General features: G+C 57.9%; 5 protein-coding genes. 2 read left to right on the forward strand and 3 right to left on the reverse strand.

Going from position 1 to position 5,192, the window contains the following annotated elements:
* The 3 genes from QM600_RS28785 to QM600_RS28795 form a co-directional block, all read right to left on the reverse strand.
* Positions 1–959: wax ester/triacylglycerol synthase domain-containing protein (locus QM600_RS28785; RefSeq protein WP_283265151.1), on the reverse strand; the 959-nt coding region annotated here is incomplete at its 3' end.
* Positions 960–1,384: 425 nt separating this feature from the next.
* Positions 1,385–1,579 (reverse strand): hypothetical protein, encoded by a 195-nt coding sequence (locus QM600_RS28790; RefSeq protein WP_283265152.1) that lies wholly within the window; start codon positions 1,577–1,579, stop codon positions 1,385–1,387.
* A gap of 808 nt (positions 1,580–2,387) precedes the next feature.
* A complete protein-coding gene (locus tag QM600_RS28795; protein WP_283265153.1) occupies positions 2,388–3,536 on the reverse strand; it encodes a PucR family transcriptional regulator in 1,149 nt (382 codons plus the stop codon).
* A gap of 80 nt (positions 3,537–3,616) precedes the next feature.
* Between QM600_RS28795 and QM600_RS28800 the strand changes: the two genes are divergently transcribed.
* Positions 3,617–4,402: an HAD-IIA family hydrolase gene (locus QM600_RS28800; RefSeq protein ID WP_283265154.1), complete on the forward strand. Its 786-nt coding sequence runs from the start codon at positions 3,617–3,619 to the stop codon at positions 4,400–4,402.
* Positions 4,403–4,482: 80 nt separating this feature from the next.
* On the forward strand, positions 4,483–5,040 hold the full coding sequence (locus QM600_RS28805) for a DUF6764 family protein (RefSeq protein ID WP_283265155.1): 558 nt from the start codon (positions 4,483–4,485) through the stop codon (positions 5,038–5,040).
* Positions 5,041–5,192 lie beyond the last annotated feature (152 nt).

The raw sequence follows: 5,192 nt of genomic DNA on the forward strand, positions 1-5,192 counted from the left end.
AATTGGTTTGCGGACTCCCACTCCTCTTGCTTGCGCATGGACCGCGGAACCATCGAGAACAGAGAAGCTTGATGCTCCTCGCCCTTCTCCGTCAGATATCGCGCCAGTGCACAACCTACTACTGCCAGAAGAACATCGTTGACAGTCGCCCCAGGAACTGCATTCTTTACGTACCGAACCTCAGCGCCCGAGAGCGTGATCGGCTCCACTAACGCAGACCCGCTCACCTTGCCGTTGAATCGAATTCCGGAACTCTCGTGGAGTCCCTCAGCCCATTTTCCGGCAGCCTTGGCCTCGTCTACAGCTCGGACCGCAGCTCGATTGCGGGGAATACTCTTGGCGAACTGGAAGAGGCGTCCAGGAAATTCCAGTACCGAACGAGCGAATAGGCGTCCCTTCAGGAGAGGCACTTCCCTCTCGAACCCTCTCGGCCGCAGAGTATCCGAAAAAATGGCTTCACCCAGCATTCGGATGGCAATTCCGTCGGCCCCGCTGTGATGAGACTTGAGAACCACTGCTGTTAGTCGGCCAGGTAGTGCGTCGAGCCCTTCGATTCCGGTGAAGAAGTGCATCTCCCAGGGCGGACGGCTGAGATCCATGTGCGACGTCAGTAGTTCGCTGAGCGGTTTCTGGAAAGGAGCCCAGCCTGGCTCGGCAATCTTGGTGACTCGCACGTGGTCGCGAATATCCAGGTCTGAGTCCGGGACCCAGTACGGGTGGCCAAGCCCCAGCGGCGTGCGCTGGACTCGGTGTGTGAACATGCGATTGTGTCCGAGTCGGGCGGTGACCCACTCGACGGCTTGCGCTTGTGTGAATTCTGCGGCTGGGTGTTGAGAGGTCTCGAAGAAATACACGCCGACCAGATGGTTCGGGTGCCCGTCAGCCTCGTAGTAGATGAATTCGGCGTCACGCGGATTCACCTGCGCGATACCCATATCCAGCAGGTTGGGCAGTCTCATGTCAACTCCTCACAGGGCAGTGCTGGGTCAAGTTCTGAGCGTCGGAACGATCGTGATTGGAAAACCAGATGATCCCCGAGGCTAATTGGAGCCTCGGGGATCATCAGAGTTCGGAAACAGATCAGGGTTCCGATTTGCGGAAGAGCAAATGGAGAAAGCCGGTGCACCCCGGACTTTAGTTGGGCTTTTGTAGAATCTTACTTCCAGCGCCGGTCAACCCTATGGTTCCCGTAGCCCACGTGATCAAACCTGTGATATATCGTTGAATCATTGTGAATCACCTTTCCTTAGGGTGTGGGCTTAGTGTATGAGGACAGGGTGTCGAGGTACTTCGCAATCGTTCCCACCAGGTCGATAGAGGCGAATCCAACCAAGTCTGACAGGTAGCTCATAGACAGATCGAACATTGTTGTCTCCTCTCCCGATTACGGGGCGACGGTCGAGCCGAGGGCGGTTTGGATGCTTCCACCAATACCTGCGGAGCCGCTAGCTCCCAGGTTGATGAACGCAGAGACAGCTCCGAAGATGCCGTCAACTATTTTCTGCACAAAAACAAGCGGGGGAAGCAGTGACTGTGAATCGATGCTCGTGACAGCGTCGATGAGGCTGGCGGTATCCACTATATTTCTCGTTCCATGAGGTTGTTGAGAATATTATTCAGGGTTCGGCGCCCAGTCGAAGTCAATCGACTGTACGGAACCGAAAGAGATGAGCGCCGCAACTATCCCGTGTATGACGGGTTCCTTGAGGTAAGGAACCATTGATCCAAAATCCATCATTTACTCCTGTCGTTGGACGATGTGCTGAAAGAGCTCAGGGTTGCGATGAATTGGTTTCGATTGATCCGGCTAGCGAGCCTGTGATGCCAGCAACGCCAGGCTCAAGCGAGCCCCAAAATACATTGTCCAGTAAGCCTGTGAACAGTGCAGCTGTTGCCTGAAGGAACATTACGCTCATACAGATTTCCACCCTTTCGGTAGATCTTGGAAAACCTATTTGGACATATGTCCAATATCGGCCGATGTGTTCCACATGGAGCAGTTCTGGTCGGAACATGGAATCGCAGCGATCGTGACGCTGAGATTTTCCATTGCCTCTCAAGGTCTTATGTGGCGTGACGAGATGAGGTTAGCTCGAGCTAGTCGGCTTTGACCATAGATTTGTAAAAGAAACTGAAACTGGTTCTATTTTCGCAGGTCAGGCGTCTGAAATCGCATTCTTTGATCACTTTATTGAGGTCTTGCGGAAGGCTAACTAGTTCAGTAAATGGGCAATGTGGAATTGCCGGTTATAGCTGGACTAATGTCCAGTTATTAGTACTTTAGGTGGATGTTTTCTAGTACTTTTGGTGGATATTCGATTGAAGATTACGCAAAGTCGTGCGGTATCGCCCGTGCCCCGATATCGTCCCGGGCCTTCCGGGATTATTCAGGCGTTTCGCAGTTTCAGTTGGAGCATCAGGATCAGCCGAGTGTCGGCGTCAGCGAGATCAACTCCGCAGATGTCTTTGCACCGGCGCAGGCGGTTGCGCAGGGTGTTGGGGTGAACATGCAGTGCGGCAGAAGAGTTTGCGACATCCCCGCCCTTGTCGAGGAAGGTGCGGGCAGTGGCAACCAGTTCGCTGCCGTGCTGCCTGTCGTGTTTTTCCAGGGCGCCCAGGGGAGTCGACTCGCCGAGTCCGTCGAAGATGTCTGCCACATGCAGTGCAAGCACCGACGCCAGGGTGTCTTTCATGCCGGCAACAACCCCACCTGACTTGCCGTGGCGTAGCGCTCCCAGAACGTGATCGGCATCGGAGCGGGACAGGTGCGATTCACTCGCTGATTTCACCGTACGGCCCACTGCGACTGCCAAGATTGCACGCTCGCGCGCACGACCGAGGAAATCCTCGAGTAGTCGGCGGGTGTTTGCTTCACCTGCAGCAACAACGAGGTAGGTCGAGTCGATCAACTGCGCGATTACGGCGTCGACGGAGAGGGTGTCGAGATACAGTCCCAGTGACGCAACCACTCCGCTCGGCATCGAACCTGAGACAGTGCCGACGGCAACGACAGTCAGGGGGCCCGTCAGGCGTAAGTCCTCAGCTGCTCGAAATGCTTGCTCGCCGCCTCCGATCAGTGCCTTTACTCGTTCGGTTTGGCGACGACGGGTGCTGTTGATTCGGTCGCGTTCGGATGCAATGTGCTCGGCAACCACAGGCACCGCTGCCCGCAATGTCGATTCCTGAACGGGAGTCGGTTGGCCACCAAGTGCCACCCAGATGGAACCGACGGCAATGTTGTTGTCCCGCACAGCGATAACGAGTCGGGGAGTGATCACCGGGTCCTCGAGGTCGACGTAGATGGCATCCGTCTCACGATGTAACCGGTCGAAAACCCCTGCTTTGGCAAGTAATTCGCGAATTCGACTTGGAACTTGCCGGCCGAGGATTGTTCCGATCCGCGCCTCGTCCACAGCCTGCTCGCCGCCCGAGTAGGCAAGAACTGTCGAGTTCTCGTCTTCGATAGTGACGGGAGCGCCGAGCAATTCCGCCAGGGAACCCGCAACGGAGAAGAGGTCGTCGTCACGCAGTTCCATGACGGTGAGCCTACTGAGGCGTTGCCTCCTGTGTTTTCCGATGCCTGACGACAGGTTGATTGCGACTATAGGCTGGTGCGATGGCCGACATCGAAGGGGTTCTATTCGACATCGACGGGGTCCTGCTCACATCCTGGCAACCGATCGAGGGAGCAGGCGCCGCAGTTCGCGATGTGCGCGAGCGGGGGTTGGCCTGCGGATTTCTCACCAACACCACGTCGCGTAGTTCGGAGTTGATCGCGCAAGGCCTGTGCGACGCCGGAATTGCCGTCGAGCCCGATCAGATCGTCACTGCCGCCAGGCTCACCGCGGAGTATGTGCGCACCACGTATCCGGGGGCGAAGGCGTGGCTGCTCAGCAACGGCAACGTGTCGAGTGATCTCGAGGGGATCGAGCTAGTCGAGGAGAACCCGGATGTTGTCATCCTCGGCGGCGCCGGACCGGAGTTCACCCACGAGGCGCTGAGTCGAGTCCTCCAACTCCTTCTCGACGGTGTCCCCGTCGTAGCGATGCACCGCGGAATGATGTGGGAGGCCGCCACGGGCCTGCGGGTCGACACCGGAACGTACCTTCCCGGGCTCGAGGAAGCAGCCGGCGTCAATATCGCTGCCGTCGGAAAACCGTCGCTCACGGGGTTTCTCTCGGCCACCGAATTGATGAACGTCGATCCCGAAGCGACAGTGATGGTGGGGGACGATCTGATCGGTGACGTCTTGTCGTCACAGCGGATGGGATTGACCGGAGTTCTGGTGCGCACCGGCAAGTTTCGGCAGGCAGTGCTCGAATTGGCGACGCAACAGCCGGACTATGTCATCGAATCCGTAGCGGATCTTCCAGCGCTGTTGGAAACCTTGCTCAAGTCGTGACCTTCTAAGCATGACGGGCCTCGCGTAAGCGGGTACTGTCGCGCCCGAATCCATGAACGTGTTCCACGAAGGAGTTTTCTATGCCCTTGATCTCGTCAGTCTGGTCCCGCCGCTCGTTTTCGCGAGGTAGCGGAAGTACCAGTAATCGGTTGGGGGGCCGCCTGGCGCGAACAGGGGCTGTATTGACTGTCGGTATGGGCTTGGCTGCAGGATTAGCACTGGCCGGAGCCGGAGCAGCATCCGCCGCTCCCGTCACTTGTGCTTCGCCGCCGGCAACAAATGACATTCAGGTTTCCGAGACCGCGAGTTGCGGCGCCCAGTCCGTCGGCGCGGGACGCTCGCAGGCTGGTGCCATGGAAAGCGGAACGGCCGTCAGCGTCTCGGCTGACAACGGTTACTCCAACAGCTACGCCAACGGCTTCGGTACGGCACTCGGTGCGTCGCGCGGCAACGGTCAGGCGCACGCCTACGCACTCGGTGGCGGCATCGCCCGCGCGGGTGCAGCCGACGGAAACGTCACGCTCGCCATCGCCGGCTGGGGCGCCGGTGCGACATCCGATGCCAACGGAGTGAACTGCATGGGCACCCTTTCATTTGCAGTGAACTTCACTAACGGACAGTTCTGCATCGCGGGCTGAGTTCAAACCTTGCACTCGGCACGCTCGAGTGCTAAAAATGCAGTTGGCACTCACGAGGTGTGAGTGCCAGGTTGAGGCAGTGAGACCGGGAACCATCGACACCCCCGGTCGTCCGTCGCGGGCACTGACTCAAACCGCAGGCTAGATGGGTG

Source organism: Rhodococcus sp. IEGM 1379, assembly GCF_030056815.1.
Taxonomy (GTDB): domain Bacteria; phylum Actinomycetota; class Actinomycetes; order Mycobacteriales; family Mycobacteriaceae; genus Rhodococcus_F.